The following is a 15117-nucleotide window of genomic DNA, read 5'->3' on the forward strand; positions in this document are numbered from 1 at the left end:
TTTTAACTTGGATTTTGATCGAGATGTGTTGCACATGGCTGATTTAGGAATAAAACAAATTTCAGTGGAGCCCGTCGTGGCAGAGCCGGGGGATAGTTATGCTTTTCAGGAAGGGGATTTAGAGAAAATTCGGGAAGCGTATGATCGTCTTGGTGAGGAATTGGTTAAGCGTCGTGCGCAAGATCAGGGCTTTAACTTCTTTCACTTTAATATTGCTTTGGATCAAGGGCCCTGTCTAAACAAGAGGCTTTCCGGGTGCGGAGCGGGACATGAATATGTGGCAATTTCCCCAGAGGGGGACCTTTATCCCTGTCATCAGTTTGTAGGACAAGAAGCCTATAAACTAGGGTCACTCTATAACCCAGATCCTTATCAACTTAAAGCCCAGGTGGTAAAAGACTTTCGCGATGCTCATGTTTTTTCAAAGCCCTCTTGTCAAGACTGCTGGGCACGTTTTGCTTGTAGCGGGGGCTGCCATGCAGCAAATGTTGCTTTTACCCAAAAGTTAACCGAGGTCTATCCACTGGGGTGTGAACTTCAGAGAAAACGCTTGGAAGTTGCATTGTATGTTAACATCAAAGAAACCCAACAAACTTATAAGAACCTCTCAGTGGCAGCACCAGTCCCAGAAGTTCGTTGCTAGTTATTTTATAAGAGGGTATTTAGAAGATCATAAGAATTATGGTTGGACGGCTTGAGAAGACATGTTACAATGGTATTTGGGGAAAATTGGTCATGGAGGTGAGTTGCTTGAAGAAACAAACACAACGAATTTTCGCGGGAGTTCTTGCGGTTCTAATTAGTATCGCCATGATTGGTTCGGCAGTAATAGGGTATTTCGTCAGTGGTAATGGAGCTACAGCTGGTTCAAACTCCTCGAGTACGACTGCTAATGCGACTGCGGATTACCAAGCCCAAAAATTACGACTTGAAGCGATGGTTAAACAAGTACAGAAAGATCCTAACAATGAACCATTGCAAACCGCTCTTGGAAATGAATACTATAACGCCGGGGTTGCTGCTCAAGAGGTTGCGCCCGCCGAGGTGCAAGAGAACTTTAAGCACGCTGCCGAGGCTTACCAGAATGTTTTGAAAACCAAAAAGGACGTCAATGTTATGGTTGATTTGGCGACATCCGCTTTTTACAGTGGGGATAATGAGCTGGCAGAAAAAAGTTACAAAGAGGCGTTAGTGCTTGAACCTAATTTTCTTAACGGCTTGATTAACTATGGCATTTTCCTATCTCAAGCAAAGCAAGATTGGGCAGGGGCGCTGAATCAATGGCAAAAGGCACTTCCTATAGCAGAGAAGAGTTCGGATAAAGAGCAAATTCAAGCGATGATTGATCAGGCTCAAAGCGAATCAAAAAAAGCTTCAGGAAGTCAAGGGCTATCTAACCCGGCTTTAAATGGAGCAGCAAATCCCACAACTGGAAAGTAATCAATTGTAGGGAACAACAGAGGAGGAACATTAATTGCATTTTACGACATTAGCGAGCGGAAGTTCAGGAAATGCAATTCTTGTCGGAGAGAACAACCGACATCTGCTGGTGGATTGTGGGATCAGTGGGAAAAGCTTATTACATAATCTGTCTGAGTTAAACATAACGGATTCCGAAATTGAAGGGATTGTGGTTACCCATGAACATGTAGACCATATCCGAGGGGTCGGTGTGTTAGCTCGTAAACTGAAAATCCCTATCTATTCGACAACCGGGCTCTGGGAGGTTATGGGTCATTCCTTAGGAAAGCTTGCTGAGGAACAGTGTATAGAAGTTCGAGATTCCTTTTCCTGTGCAGGGCTTGAGATTTTGCTTTATCCAACCTCTCACGATAGTCGGGAAAGTTACGGCTTGAAGATACTGCGCCCTAAGCAAAAGGAAAAGAGGAGCATGACAGTTGGAATCGCGACTGACAGTGGAATGATTACAGAAGATATGCATAGGCATTTGAAAGGGTGCGATGCCTTAGTTGTTGAGGCGAACTATGATGAAGAACGCTTAAAGTATGGCCCTTATCCAGCGTACCTTAAGCGACGGATCAGTGGAAAGTATGGGCATTTAGAAAACAAGCAATTAGCAGGTGGTCTATTAGAGTGGATCTCAGAAAATACCCAACGGGTTGTGTTAGCCCATCTAAGTGCCGAAAACAATACTCCAGAAATTGCTTTGACTACGGTCAAGGGTATCCTTCGAGACATGAATATATCGAAAAAGTACCCGGATTTGCAGATTCAGGTTGCTCCTAGGTATACCCCGCATGAATTTATTCGATTAATGGAATAATAGCAATGGGAGGTACAATTATGAGCTATTATAATGACCAAAATAAGTATTCAGGTCGTAGACCACGCTTCTTTTCAACGTTTGCCATTGCCCTAATTAGCGCCATCTTGGGCGGAGTCGTGGCAGTGGCGTTAGTTCCTTCGATCTATGGTAATAAGCAGCAAGCACCTACCAGCCAAGTCGTTTTAAATGGTGGGACAACGACCCCGACCATCGTAACAGAGGGAACGACCAATTTCCCGGTCGCTCAGATCGCCAAAACTACGGGACCAGCGGTCGTCGGAATTGCTAACTTTCAATCTCATGGGACGTTATTTGGAGGGGGAGGTCCGACCGAAGTTGGCAGTGGCTCTGGCTTTATCATTGATGCACAGCACGGCTACATCGCTACTAACAACCATGTCATTGAAGGAGCGGAAAAGATCGTTGTAAGCCTAGCCGATGGACGAAATCTCAATGCCAAACTGGTGGGCGCAGATGATCGCACAGACTTGGCAGTGGTTCAAATTTCTGATACAAAAGACTTAATCGCTACGCAATTGGGAGATTCTTCAAAGCTTCAAGTGGGTGAACCGGTGGTTGCAATCGGAAATCCCGGTGGACAAGAATTTGCTCGTTCTGTGACGACGGGGGTTATATCAGCAACTAATAGAATCTTAAATCTTCCTGGAGAAGCAAGTTTTAACCTTATCCAAACAGACGCTGCCATCAATCCAGGAAATAGTGGTGGGCCGCTTGTGAATTACCAAGGTCAAGTTATTGGGATTAATTCCGCCAAAAATCAAGAAGCGGGGTTTGAAGGAATGGGCTTTGCTATCCCGATTTCTGACGCATTGCCGACAATAAAACAACTGATCGAAAAGGGATATGCCAGTCATCCAGGTCTTAATGTTCAGATAGATCCTCGTTATACAGCTGAATATGCCAGTCAACGAGGTTGGCCTGAGGGAGCATACGTTTCCAGAATAACGTCCGGCGGGCCGGCTGAACGGGCAGGGATTCGAGCTGGGGACGTTTTAACGAAAATTAATGATCAAGCAATTAAGAGTTCCTTGGAATTAACCCATCAGTTGTTCAAGTATAAACCGGGCGACACGGTTAAGGTCACCGTGTTCCGCGATAATAAAACTGTGGACGTTTCGGTAACGTTGGTAGAAATTAAGTCGCAATAAGCAAGCAAACTTACTTCAGGTGGAGTTTTAACTTCATCTGAAGTTTAGCTGAACTTATCCAAGGCCTTAGGTCGCCGACAAAGACCCGAACAAGGATGTTCGAGATTAGAGCGATGGCCATGGATGGCCAAGTGTCCCTGAAGCCAAGGATGGCGAGAAGCGACCACTTAAGAAGTGGGAGTCTTAGTGGCGGTTAGCCATAGGATATAGGAAACTCGTTTCAGAAGCGCAGCTTCAGAAACGTTAGTTGAACTTATCCAGGGACTTACCGCCACTTCTCCTTTCAAGAAAACAGAAGTTAGTGGCGGTTAGTCATCGGATATAGGAAACTCGTTTCAGAAGCGCAGCTTCAGAAACGTTAGTTGAACTTATCCAGGGACTTACCGCCACTTCTCCTTTCAAGAAAACAGAAGTTAGTGGCGGTTAGTCATCGGATAAATTTAATCAAGCCTGTAACTTAGGTTGTTAAGTAAACCAAGTTATAGGCTTTTTTGAGGCTTTCAGCGGTTGGTAATATGGATTGTATCTAGCATGATGAAGTAAGAGCTGATGAGTGATAAAGGGGATGTGTGAAACTCAGTCCCCATAATTATCAGTGGTTAGAACAATCAACAAGCGTCCTTCTTTTGACGCTTGTTGATTGTTGTTATAGAAGCACAAGTGGGGATGTGAAAACAGATTTCCTTGTAAATTCATTAATTAATAGAGAATGCGACGACGCTAATAAACTATATATGATTCGAAGGCACATAGAATATTCGAACTTCAATTGAATTAGATAGGTTCAAGAGTATTTTGAGGAGGTATAGTTGAACTCTCGTTATGAATGCAGTATTATTTAAGGCAAGGCTAAAATTGGCAGAAGCAGGATCATTTAGAGAGAAAGGTTGATATCGGATGGAAAACAAATCCTCCTCGAATTTTCTCAAGAATATTGTTAATGAGGACCTAAAATCAGGTAAGGCAGATCATATTATTACACGGTTCCCTCCGGAGCCCAATGGCTATTTACATATTGGACATGCTAAATCCATTATTCTAAACTTTGAATTAGCGGATGAATTCAACGGTAAGACCCATTTGCGCTTTGATGACACAAATCCGGCAAAAGAAGATACGGAATATGTGGAATCGATCAAAGAAGATGTGTTGTGGTTAGGGTATGAATGGGACGACTTGTTTTTTGCCTCAAATTACTTTGAGGAAATGTACAATCGAGCCGTGTTATTGATCAAAAAAGGCAAAGCTTATGCTTGTGATTCCACCGCAGAGGAAATCCGTTTGATGCGAGGATCATTAACTGAACCAGGACAAAGGAGCCCCTCTCGCGATCGTTCGGTTGAAGAAAACCTAGCGCTGTTTGAACGTATGCGTCAAGGGGAATTCAAAGACGGTGAGAAGGTATTGCGAGCTAAAATTGACATGGCTTCACCCAATATCAATATGCGAGATCCTGTCCTTTACCGGATTGCTCATGCGACCCACCATAATACAGGAGATAAGTGGTGTATCTACCCAATGTATGATTATGCCCATCCGTTGGAAGATGCAATAGAAGGGGTCACTCACTCGATCTGTACGTTGGAATTTGAGGATCATCGCCCTTTATATGATTGGGTCATTCGAGAATGTGAAATGGACAACGTTCCTCACCAATATGAATTTGCGCGTTTAAATATTACGAATACGGTCATGAGTAAGCGTAAGCTTAAACAACTGGTGGATGAGCACATTGTGGATGGGTGGGATGATCCGCGGATGCCAACCATCTCAGGGCTTCGGCGCAGAGGGTATACGGCAGAGGCGATCCGCAATTTCGCAAGGGAAATCGGAGTTGCCAGAGCGGATAGTGTTGTGGACAGTAAAATGCTGGAGCATTTTATCCGAGAAGACTTAAAGCTTAAGGCTCCAAGAACGATGGCCGTACTTGAGCCACTTAAGGTGGTAATTACGAATTATCCAGAAGCGCAAATAGAAATGTTAGAAGCCGAAGTCAACCCAGAAAACCTAGAGATGGGTACCCGGCAAATTCCATTTTCACGCGAACTTTATATTGAACAAGAAGACTTTACGGAAAATCCCCCAGCTAAGTATCATAGACTATTCCCTGGAAATGAAGTACGTCTAAAAAATGCTTATTTTATTAAATGTAATGATATTGTTAAGGACGAAACGGGCAAGGTCATCGAACTGCATTGCACCTATGATCCAGAAACTAAAAGTGGGTCAGGCTTCACCGGAAGAAAAGTCAAAGGGACGATTCACTGGGTGGAAGCCTCCCAAGCTGTACCTGCTGAGTTCAGATTATATGAGGCTTTAATTTTAGATGAAGAGATGACGGATGAAGCATCTTTTCTGGAGCATGTTAATCCTAAATCTCTGGAGATTGTCCATGGATTCGTTGAACCAAACATCAAAGACTCAGAGCCGCAGTCTAAATTTCAATTTTTCCGACATGGTTACTTTAATGTTGATCCCTTGAATTCAACCCACGATCATCTTGTCTTTAACAGGATTGTTTCTTTGAAGAGTTCGTTTGAAGTGACAAAGTAACAATATTTGACTACACCCCGACTTTTTTCTGTATTTTTGGGAATACTAGACAGAATAAGAATGTCGGGGGGGTTATCATGGAAGATAAAGAATTTGGACCCACTAAAGGTGAAGTAGAAGTTGATGAAACCAACGAAAACGGAAGACTAACTAGTCAATTGGATGATTCTATTGGACTTAGTCGACAAAAACTTAGAAATTCGCAGGTACAAGAGTTAACGCTTTCTTAATAAGTCTATAACCAAGGAAGTTATTGTTAAGCGTAGAGGCCGGGAAATTAATCCCGGCCTCTACGCTTATTGTTCTTTAGATTAAAACGGCACCCTTGTTTGCGGAAGTCACTAATTTAGCATATCTGGCCAGATAACCAGTTTTAACTTTGGGCTCAGGCTTTACCCAAGCTTGACGGCGTTTTTGCAGTTCATCTTCAGAAACTAGTAACTGTAGGGAGCGTTTGGGGATATCAATTGAGATGATGTCACCCGGTTGCACGTCTTTTAGATGCCCGTGACCAGGAATGATTTCATTAAAGCCATTCACAATTCCGATCAAGGGTTTTTCCAGATCTTCGGGGGTGTAGCCCATTGCATAGAAGAGAGAGCGATGAGCTGCTTTGGTTGAACCTTTTTTAACAATATCACTGCGCAATTTATATTCCTCCCCTTTATCCGCGCTTTATCAGACCCCAATATTGAATCGCTATTTAGCCATTCGATTATTTTCAAACTACCGGTATAGAAATTTCCCCTAATTGTGCCTTTGTCACAGCAATCAAATCGGTGGGGCACAGAAAGAGTTGGAGTCCACGTAGGCCAGCGCTTATACTAATTCGTTCGTGCAACTGGATGTCAGAGCCAATATAAACAGGATATTGTTTCTTCATTCCGATGGGGGAAACTCCGCCTCGTATATACCCAGTTAGTGGTTGAACCTCTTTAAGGGAGACAACTTCAACTTTCTTATTGCCGCTAAGTGAGGCTAGGGCCTTGAGCTGGAGTTCGTGGTCACCCCGGATACAAGCAACGATGACTCCAGTTTTATCCCCCCGTGCAACCAATGTTTTATAAACCTGCTCGATGGGTATGTTAACTTTTTGAGCTACGGAAATTGCGGATAAATCGGATTCATCGACCGTGTATTCCTTTAATTCATAAGGTAGCTTGACCTGATCAAGAATTCGAGCGGCATTAGTTTTATGTGACATGTTTTGATCCTCCCTTTTTGACCTTTTGATTCGATGGCTAGGACATGGGCTGGGATAATATCCTACTGACATTCTAAAGCATTGGGTAATTCCTGCTTTTCTTTTGTGAAGGATGTCCCTATAATAGATGTAAAGTATTTCAGATAAAGAAAACTTGGCTGGCGCCAAGCCTTGGCGTAGGCGGACGCCTTAGTTGCCCTTATGCTTCCAGAAAGTATACAACGAAGTTATACTTTCTGACTAGTATAAAAAAACCGCACTAAAAATGGACGGTAAGGCTGTTGTCGAAGAGAGGGAGGGCCAGTTTTGTGGAACAGCTAAGGGTTCTCGTATTCTCCGCTTCGTTCGGAAATGGACATTTGCGGGCAGCGGAAGCTGTCATTGAAGGTATTCGTCTTAAAGAGCCTTCTGCAGAAATTATTCACTTAGATTTTGGCGATTTCTTAAATAAACCAATCAACACCCTAGTCAAAAGCGTTTATGGTGAGATTATCAAGCATGTTCCCAAACTTTGGGGAAGATTTTATTATAAAACGGCTCAGGTTCAACCTAAATCGATGGGGCAACGGCTTCTGAGTAAGTTGGGAAGAAGTAATTTCCTCCAATATATCGACGAATTTAAACCAAATTTTATTATATGTACTTATCCTACGGTCTCCTTGGTCCTAGCCCAACTTAGGAACGAACATAAACTCCAGATTCCGATTATCACTTTAATTACGGATTATACAGTTCACAGTCACTGGGTTCATTCAGGTGTTGATTGCTATATTGTGGCCTGTGAAGAGGTTAAAGAGAGTTTGTTGTCCTGGGGAATTAAGGCGCAAAGTATTCATGTGACAGGAATACCCGTAAGCATAAAGTTCGAAGAAAATTTAGAACGAGGGCATATCCTTTCTAAGCTAGGTTTAAAGCAGGATCTCCCCACCTTTTTAGTGATGGGCGGATCATATGGAATTTTGAAAAGTGCAAAAAGAATTTGTCAGAAACTTGCAGATTCTTTAGTCCCGGTCCAAGCAATTATTGTCTGTGGGAAAAACGAAAAATTATTTCACTCTTTAGAAACGGTGATCGCGCAGTCACATAACCCCATGTTACGGTTAAAATATGTTCATAATGTTGAGGAATTAATGTCGGTATCCAATCTTATCATCACAAAGGCGGGCGGTTTAACAGTTTCAGAGGCGTTAACCAAGCAGTTGCCTTTACTCATTTATAAGCCTATCCCGGGTCAAGAAGAGGAAAACGCTCACTTCGTGAAGTGCAACGGCGCAGGACTGGTGGCAGAAACCGAAGCTGAATTGGGACAGCTCTTAAGTCATTTTTTAAATAACCCTGACGAACTCGAGGCAATGCGACAAAAAGCGTCCAGTACATTACCAGGTCATTCCACGAAGCGTGCTGTGGAGCATATCCTGCAATTAGCGTCAGTTTATAAAACAGAAGCAAAGAATGGGTGACCTATTCTTTGGCTTCTGTTATTTTTTAGAGTCCTCTCCAATAATCTGGACGAAGTCGTTCTAACGACTTGTTCTCCATAACACTATCCAAGGTTTTTAAAAGAGCGGTCCGCTCGTCAGGAAGCGTGGCGCTGAGGGGTAGGTAGTTGGAGGCGTGATTGCTGCGAAAAACACAGTGGGTGACGTTAAGCAGTACGAGGAGGGTTCGGAGCTCGGAAAGGGATTCGAAGGGGGAGAGAAGTTGGAAGGTGCCGCGTTGGATCTCTTTGGCTAAGGGTGCCCTGGGTTCCACCATTAAGGTTAGGGCCCCTAAAAATTGAGGGTCAATTTCGCTGATAACCCGGGCTGTGTCCACCGCATGCTCGTGAGAAAGGGCTTTACCACCAAGTCCGATAATAACGGTGCAAGAGAGGGTTAAACCGCTTGCCTTAAGTTTCTGTCCAGCAGCAATCATTTGCTCCGCCGTAACTCCTTTGCAAACGGATTTTAGAATCCCTTCGTTCCCGCTTTCAACGCCTAAATACACGATAGAGAGACCATGAGTTTTGAGATCCGCTAACTCTTGGGGACTCTTGGCAAGAATGTCTTTTGGACCTCCATAAATCCCAACTCGTTTTAAACGGGGGAATTTCTCATATAATTGGTCTAGAATCTCTATTAGCAGTAAGGAATCAACAGCGATTGCATCACCATCCGCCAGAAAAATTCTTTCTGCGTCTGAATCTTGAGCATGGGCAGTCGCGATAATTTCATTGATTTCTGTTCGGGATTTAATTCTGAAGGATTTACCCTTATACATGGTGCAAAAGGTGCAAGCATTGTGTTGACATCCCACGGTAATTTGTAAAATAATACTTTTTGCCTCGCTTGGTGGGCGGTAAATAGTTCCTTCATAAAACATGATACCCTCTCCCAACGTTTTAATTCAATAATTGTTTTCTACAGCGATCAGGGAAGTCCTTCATCTTATAGCCTAAGACCGTAGATTTTATAAAGAGGAGAATAAAAAACACAACAAAATGAAACAAAGATATTGACATATGATCAATGTGATCATATAATAAGTTCGTAGAAACATTTGTATAGCATCTATTTAATCTCCTGGCTTCAGAGGTAGTCTTCGAATAATAACGATAAGTAGGTGAGAGCATGAATTCAAAACATATGCAAGCTATTCTCGATGTGCTTAATGACTTGGAACCTAAACAAAAAGCACTGCCTTATTTAGAGTTGGACTCTATGATGCTTGCTCAAGTCGTTGAAGTAGCTAAACGGGTTAGTCAGAACGATATTAATCCCACCCATATCCAGAATTGGGTTAGGCGTAAATACATCCCTAATCCAAAGAAGAAGAAATATAATCGCGAACAAGTTGCTAATATTTTACTGATCAATGATTTGCGTAATATCGTGTCCTTAGAAGAGGTTTCAAATTTATTAGGTTATGTCAATGAAAGCCTCTTAGATACTTCAGATGACCGAATAAATCCGACTAAACTTTATCAATACTATAGCGAAATTTTTGATCGGTCTCAAATGGACTGGCAAAAATCCCTTCAGGGTCTAGAACTAGAAGTTGTTGAAACGTTAGCAGGTGAAGAGATGGCAGAAGAAGACCGGGAAAAGGTGGCGACCACCTTGGTGGTGCTAAATTTATTGGCGAGAGCCAATTTATATAAACAAATAGCTAAACGGTGGTTAGATAGTCTAGACCATTGAATTAGGACAGAAAGGAGGAGAGGGTTGTGCCACAGGGTATCGTTATTGCGCTGATTGTGGTTGGAGTTTTTTTATTGGCGCTTGAAGTGTTCGTCATCCCCGGGTTTGGGGTCAGCGGAATTCTAGGGATAGCTGCCTTAATCACGGGAATCTTCTTAGTGACAGACTCGTTGCTAGAAGGGCTGCTCTTTACGGGAGGCGCGCTGATTGTTTTGGGAATCATTACCTATCTTAGTTTTCGTTCAGCACGGACTCGAAGATTGTGGCAGAAGTTTTCTTTAACTACCCGTCAGACCTTAAAAGGGGGATATGTGGCACCAAAAGTTCAGTATGAAGCGTTTCTAGGTCGTACGGGGATATCACTTACTCAGTTGCGCCCGGCGGGGACGGCTGATTTCGATGGCGAATATTTAGATGTTGTTACTGAAGGGGGGTTTATTGGACCTCGAACCGGGATTAAAGTCATCGCAGTCGAGGGGACCAGGATCGTTGTCAGGGAAGAAAAAACATTATAAGGAGGTGAAGCTCGGTTACGACCGAGCCTTGAATGAACACATTAATCGTGCCGTTACTGATAGTTTTTCTGGCGATTGTACTCTTAAGTGTGCTTTTTTCCTTTATCCCTGTAGGACTCTGGATTTCGGCATTAGCCGCAGGGGTCAATGTCGGAATTTTTAACTTGGTAGGTATGCGTTTACGCCGAGTGGTTCCATCGAAAATCGTCAATCCTTTGATTAAGGGACATAAAGCAGGTTTGACGATTACGACAGACCAACTTGAAGCCCACTATCTGGCAGGCGGGAATGTCGATAGAGTTGTGAATGCTCTGATTGCCGCTGAACGCGCTGCTATTCCGCTACCGTTTGAACGGGCAGCAGCTATTGATCTGGCAGGTCGAGATGTCCTTCAAGCCGTTCAGATGTCGGTAAACCCAAAAGTCATTGAAACTCCAGTGGTTTCTGCAGTGGCCCAAAACGGGATTGAGCTTAGGGTTAAAGCTAAGGTCACAGTACGAGCCAATATTGACCGACTTGTCGGTGGTGCTGGTGAAGAAACCATTATTGCCCGCGTTGGAGAAGGAATCGTCACGAGTATTGGATCTTCGGCATCCCATAAGGACGTCTTGGAAAAGCCAGAGTTTATTTCTCATACGGTCTTAGCCAAAGGGTTGGATGCGGGGACAGCGTTTGAAATCTTATCCATTGATATGGCGGATGTCGATGTTGGAAAAAACATTGGAGCTCAGCTTCAAATGGACCAAGCCGAAGCGGATAAGCGCATTGCCCAAGCTAAAGCAGAGGAGCGGCGCGCAATGGCCGTTGCAAAAGAACAAGAAATGAAAGCATCGGTCCAGGAGATGCGGGCCAAGGTCGTCGAAGCAGAGGCAGAAGTCCCAAGAGCGATGGCTCAGGCTTTGCGTGAAGGGAAATTGGGTGTAATGGACTATTATAATATGCAAAACATTTTAGCGGACACTCAGATGAGAGGTAACATTGCCCAGACGGGTAAAACGGAATCAGGCAATGATAGCCTAACGAAGAAGTAGGTGGAATCATGTCGATCTTCACGGTTGTAATAATCATTTGGGCTATTTACCAGTTGATTATCTCAGTTATAAAAAAGAGTGGCACTCCACAAATACGGGGAAAACTCTCTGGCTCCTTTAAACTCCCGAATGGTCGCTCAATCGGAGACATAATCCAGGGAGCATCCAGCGGAACATGGAGAGAGCAGTTAAAACAAGTTTTAGAAAATGGTCCTTACCAAGCGGGAGCTTCGAACTGGACTAAACCTTTGTATTTCGAAGAAACCAAGGATGATTATGTTGAAACAGAAGGAACCCAAGGAATCGAGGGAACCCAAGGAACTGAAGGAACCCAAGGAACAGAAGGAACTCAAGGAACCGAAGGAACTAGTGACTATGTTGGAATACTTGGGTTAGAGGCCTATAAGGGCACCGAAGAGAAGCCCAGTGAGCAAATGGATAGGGATCCTTCAAGTGTAAGTGGCATTCGGCTTACACTGACGGAAAGAGAGCTCATTCAAGGGGTCATGTGGGCTGAAATTTTAGGTAAGCCTAGAGCTATGCGACCTTTCAGGGGGCCTCGAACTTTTTAAAAGGAACTTACAAGAATAATCCGAATTCGCTATCGATACCATTCTATAGATACCACAGAGGGTAACCTTGTGGTATCTATTTATTTTTGTAAATCAAGGATAATGCTGGATAATTTCTTAAAACTTTTGCCAAACTAAGTACGCATAAAATAAAGTGAGGTGAGGGTATGAAAGTTCACGTTAGACCCTGGGCGTTAGTAATCGTCTTCGGGTTAATTGTCAGCATTGCTCTGTCTGGGTTTGCCTATGCAGCTTTAGGGGATCGATTGCTTGGGAGGGGAAGCAAAGGTCCAGAGGTAACTGAGTTACAAAAGAAGTTAGCACAATTGGGTTATACCATCGGAACGGCTGACGGTAAGTTTGGTTCGAAAACAGAGGCGGCAGTTCGGCGTTTTCAAAAGGAACATGGGTTAAGAGTGGATGGCTTGGCGGGAACACAAACCATTAAGGAGTTAAAGCGCCTAACGGGGCAAAGTACAAATGCTTCAGGAAAGGCTGTAGGTTATAAAAACATTGATACAAACCTTTTAGCTCGTACAGTCAATGCAGAGGCTCGGGGAGAACCCTATGTGGGTCAAGTCGCGGTCGCTGCTGTAATTCTCAATCGAATTGCCGACCCGGCATTCCCTAAAACGGTTGCAGACATTGTCTATCAACCAAGGGCCTTTTCAAGTGTAGATGATGGTCAAATCAACCTGCCACCTTCGTCATCCGCAATCCGTGCTGCCCAAGAGGCCATCAGTGGATCAGATCCTTCAAAAGGGGCAATTTTCTTTTTTAACCCTGCTAAGACAACCAATAAATATATTTGGTCGCGGCCTCAAATAATAAAAATCGGAAATCATATATTTACGAAATAGGGGGGCAAGTATGCACAAAAAACTTTGGGTCAGTGCTTTAGCACTCGCTTTTGTAATCTCATTAGGCTGGGGTGTTAATGAGTACCGTCTGGCAGAAAAATATCGTCTTGCTGGCGAAAATAATAATCGACGAGCATTGACTGATTTTGCTAGTCATCTAGATCAGTTGGAGACAGATATGGCCAAAGGAGATGTCGCTAGTAACCCAGCTCAAAAGATCCTCTACTTAAGCCAAGTCTCAAGTAAAAGTGATGCTGCACTTAAAGACTTCGCTCAAATTCCTGCCGATCAAACCGGGCTGAGTTATGTCGGACAGTTTTTAACACAATCTGGTGATTTCTCAAAGACCCTAGCCCAGAGAATTGCTGGTGGTGGAACGATTTCCGTAGAGGAAGAAAAGACCTTAAGAGACATACATGAGCGGATTATGCCAGTCAATCAAAAAGTTCAAGATTTAATCACTAGAATGGATACCGAAAATTTAGTATGGACAGATCCAGCCCCAACAATGAGGCAACGGCTCGGTTTTGGAACACAAATTGCTGAAGCAGCTGCAGATGGCTCCGAAGCTCCATCAAAATCAGTACGATCCGGATTGGACCAGTTAGATGCAAGTTTGCAAAAACTTCCGCCATTTTCATATACTGGAGAATACGCAACACGGGTTGTATCAAAACCCTTAGGTCTCCCGGCGGGGGAAGTGACCCGAGATCAAGCCCTGGTAAAGGCCCGAGATTTTTTAGACAAAATCGGATATACGAATAAAACGCCAGAATTTGATGGAGAGTCGCAGGGTGAGCTTGGCGGATATAAGTGGAAGGTCAATGATGTTTATTTGGAAGTATGCCGCAAAGGTGGAGTTATAACCCTATTCCGCGACCAGCGTGCAATTGAACCTAAAACGTTAAGTATTGAAGAGGCTGCCACAAAGGCCAATTCGGCTCTGAAAAATTTAGGTTGGCAACTGGTGATAACTTCTAGTGAAGATTTCGGCTCTTACGTTCAATTTGATGCAGTCGTAGAAGAAAACGGGGTAAGAATTTATCCTGATAAAGTACGTCTCATGATTGCTCTGGACAACGGCCAGCTAATTGGATTGGATTCAGTACCCTTTTACGCATTCCATCATGCTCGAACCTTTCCAACGAAATTGGCCTTGGATCAAGTTTTGCGCAAGTTGCGGCCGAATTTTCAGGTTCTTGAGAGTCGCTTAGCGGTCATTGTTAAAGCTGGAAATCAAGAGGTCTACTGTTATGAGTTTCGTGGCCGATACCAAGGAGAGGAATATCTCTTATACCTTAATGCCGTAACGGGTGTTGAAGAGAATATCCAAAGGATCATAAAGACACCACGAGGAGAATATCTTAAGTAAAAGTAAGAAGATACTGTGTAACCCTGAATTACACTCACAGACTGGCAAAGAATTAGCGAGAGGGAAGTATCCCTCTCGCTCTTGACTATGAATTAAGAAATAATTAAGAGTAAAAAAGGAGTTTGTCCGAGTTAACGAGAATAGGCACTTTAAGTATTACATTCATTGACGAGATGGGGGTTGTCGGATGAAAGTTACGCCATTTACCCTAGAAAGATTTTTCTCGCAAACCGAGTTTAATGTGCGTTATCATCTTGCTTCCAGTGCAATTATGGCCTGGTCGTTACGTGAGTTTCTTAATATGGCCAATGATCCGGATTTACAGTTCAATCTGTTTTGCTACACGGTTGGGATATACTGAACCTGAATGGAATA

At 43.5% G+C, this 15117-nt stretch carries 16 protein-coding genes and 1 pseudogene; 14 read left to right on the forward strand and 3 right to left on the reverse strand.

Features of this window, described 5'->3' with window-relative positions; translation table 11 throughout:
• From UF75_RS19405 to UF75_RS29300, 6 genes are all read left to right on the forward strand, one after another.
• On the forward strand, window positions 1–643 hold a 643-nt coding region (locus UF75_RS19405; protein ID WP_045576218.1), incomplete at its 5' end, for an SPASM domain-containing protein.
• Between the two features lie 98 nt (window positions 644–741).
• A complete protein-coding gene (locus UF75_RS19410; protein ID WP_242860348.1) occupies window positions 742–1440 on the forward strand; it encodes a hypothetical protein in 699 nt (232 codons plus the stop codon).
• Window positions 1441–1474: 34 nt separating this feature from the next.
• Complete coding sequence (locus tag UF75_RS19415) at window positions 1475–2284, forward strand: MBL fold metallo-hydrolase (protein ID WP_045576219.1); 810 nt, start codon at window positions 1475–1477, stop codon at window positions 2282–2284.
• A 20-nt stretch (window positions 2285–2304) separates the two neighbouring features.
• A complete protein-coding gene (locus UF75_RS19420) occupies window positions 2305–3456 on the forward strand; it encodes a trypsin-like peptidase domain-containing protein (protein ID WP_045576220.1) in 1152 nt (383 codons plus the stop codon).
• 897 nt (window positions 3457–4353) lie between these two features.
• A complete protein-coding gene (locus UF75_RS19425) occupies window positions 4354–6009 on the forward strand; it encodes a glutamine--tRNA ligase/YqeY domain fusion protein (RefSeq protein WP_045576221.1) in 1656 nt (551 codons plus the stop codon).
• A 77-nt stretch (window positions 6010–6086) separates the two neighbouring features.
• Entirely contained in the window at window positions 6087–6239 is a 153-nt protein-coding gene (locus tag UF75_RS29300; RefSeq protein ID WP_197079467.1) for a hypothetical protein, read from the forward strand.
• Window positions 6240–6315: 76 nt separating this feature from the next.
• Here UF75_RS29300 and UF75_RS19430 read toward each other — a convergent pair.
• A pseudogene (locus UF75_RS19430) lies at window positions 6316–6516 on the reverse strand (dihydroxy-acid dehydratase); the annotation flags it as partial.
• A 214-nt stretch (window positions 6517–6730) separates the two neighbouring features.
• Window positions 6731–7213: a Cys-tRNA(Pro) deacylase gene (ybaK, locus tag UF75_RS19435; RefSeq protein WP_045576223.1), complete on the reverse strand. Its 483-nt coding sequence runs from the start codon at window positions 7211–7213 to the stop codon at window positions 6731–6733.
• A 308-nt stretch (window positions 7214–7521) separates the two neighbouring features.
• On the opposite strand from ybaK, the gene UF75_RS19440 reads away from it, so the two are divergent.
• Complete coding sequence (locus UF75_RS19440; protein WP_045576224.1) at window positions 7522–8673, forward strand: UDP-N-acetylglucosamine--LPS N-acetylglucosamine transferase; 1152 nt, start codon at window positions 7522–7524, stop codon at window positions 8671–8673.
• Window positions 8674–8698: 25 nt separating this feature from the next.
• Here the strand turns inward: UF75_RS19440 and UF75_RS19445 are convergent, their stop codons facing one another.
• Window positions 8699–9574, reverse strand: a complete 876-nt coding sequence (locus UF75_RS19445) for a radical SAM protein (RefSeq protein WP_045576225.1) — start codon at window positions 9572–9574, stop codon at window positions 8699–8701.
• Window positions 9575–9822: 248 nt separating this feature from the next.
• Here UF75_RS19445 and UF75_RS19450 point away from each other — a divergent pair, with 248 nt between their 5' ends.
• The 7 genes from UF75_RS19450 (at window position 9823) to UF75_RS28525 (ending at window position 15103) form a co-directional block, all read left to right on the forward strand.
• The gene (locus tag UF75_RS19450; RefSeq protein ID WP_045576226.1) at window positions 9823–10392 is read left to right on the forward strand and encodes a DUF1836 domain-containing protein; all 570 of its coding nucleotides are present in this window, start codon (window positions 9823–9825) and stop codon (window positions 10390–10392) included.
• A 26-nt stretch (window positions 10393–10418) separates the two neighbouring features.
• Complete coding sequence (locus UF75_RS19455; RefSeq protein WP_045576227.1) at window positions 10419–10907, forward strand: NfeD family protein; 489 nt, start codon at window positions 10419–10421, stop codon at window positions 10905–10907.
• Window positions 10908–10939: 32 nt separating this feature from the next.
• Window positions 10940–11938, forward strand: coding sequence for a flotillin-like protein FloA (gene floA / locus UF75_RS19460; RefSeq protein WP_045576228.1), 999 nt, complete (start codon window positions 10940–10942; stop codon window positions 11936–11938).
• 8 nt (window positions 11939–11946) lie between these two features.
• Window positions 11947–12510: a hypothetical protein gene (locus UF75_RS26485; RefSeq protein ID WP_052693450.1), complete on the forward strand. Its 564-nt coding sequence runs from the start codon at window positions 11947–11949 to the stop codon at window positions 12508–12510.
• A gap of 167 nt (window positions 12511–12677) precedes the next feature.
• Window positions 12678–13370, forward strand: a complete 693-nt coding sequence (sleB, locus tag UF75_RS19470) for a spore cortex-lytic enzyme (RefSeq protein WP_045576229.1) — start codon at window positions 12678–12680, stop codon at window positions 13368–13370.
• A gap of 10 nt (window positions 13371–13380) precedes the next feature.
• A complete protein-coding gene (locus UF75_RS19475) occupies window positions 13381–14742 on the forward strand; it encodes a PepSY1/2 domain-containing protein (RefSeq protein WP_045576230.1) in 1362 nt (453 codons plus the stop codon).
• 187 nt (window positions 14743–14929) lie between these two features.
• Window positions 14930–15103, forward strand: coding sequence for a hypothetical protein (locus tag UF75_RS28525; RefSeq protein ID WP_156146522.1), 174 nt, complete (start codon window positions 14930–14932; stop codon window positions 15101–15103).
• The last annotated feature ends 14 nt before the right edge of the window (window positions 15104–15117 follow it).

The organism is Desulfosporosinus sp. I2, from assembly GCF_000960765.1.
Taxonomy (GTDB): Bacteria; Bacillota; Desulfitobacteriia; order Desulfitobacteriales; family Desulfitobacteriaceae; genus Desulfosporosinus.